Here is a 492-nt window from a genome sequence, read left to right as displayed (position 1 = left end):
AGAACAAGAAGAAGGAGATCGACCGTACTTTCGAGGCCGTCGCCGACACCTACCGCGTGACGGCACGCTCCCGCTGATCCCGGGGCAAACGGGCCGTCCCGGCTGCCATGATGTGGGCCATGGGGGACACGAACGACGGTGACAGCCTCTTGCTCGCGGACCGCTTCCGCGTGGGTGCGCGGCTGGGCCGGGGCGGCATGGGTACGGTCTGGCGCGCCGAGGACGAACTGCTGGGCAGATCGGTCGCGGTGAAGCAGATACACCTCGGAGAGGGCGTGCCGGCGGGCGCCGCGCGCGAGCTGCACCGCCGGACGCTGCGCGAGGCCCGTACCGTCGCGCAGGTCGGGCATCCCAGCATCCTCGTCGTGCACGACGTCGTGGAGCAGGACGGGGGCCCGTGGATCGTGATGGAGCTGGTGGAGGGGGAGTCGCTCGCCGACCGGATCGCGCGCGGCGGCCCCGTCACCGCGCACGAGGCGGCCCGGGTGGGCG

The 492-nt window shown here is 72.4% G+C and carries 1 protein-coding gene; it reads left to right on the top strand.

Annotated features, from left to right (window positions below):
* Nucleotides 1-119: 119 nt before the first annotated feature.
* The coding region (locus J0695_RS42585; protein WP_206970137.1) for a protein kinase domain-containing protein at nucleotides 120-492 on the top strand (373 nt) is incomplete at its 3' end.

The sequence above is a fragment of the Streptomyces beijiangensis genome, from assembly GCF_017315755.1.
Classification (GTDB): Bacteria; Actinomycetota; Actinomycetes; order Streptomycetales; family Streptomycetaceae; genus Streptomyces; species Streptomyces beijiangensis.
This window is presented reverse-complemented; position numbering and strand designations above follow the sequence as displayed.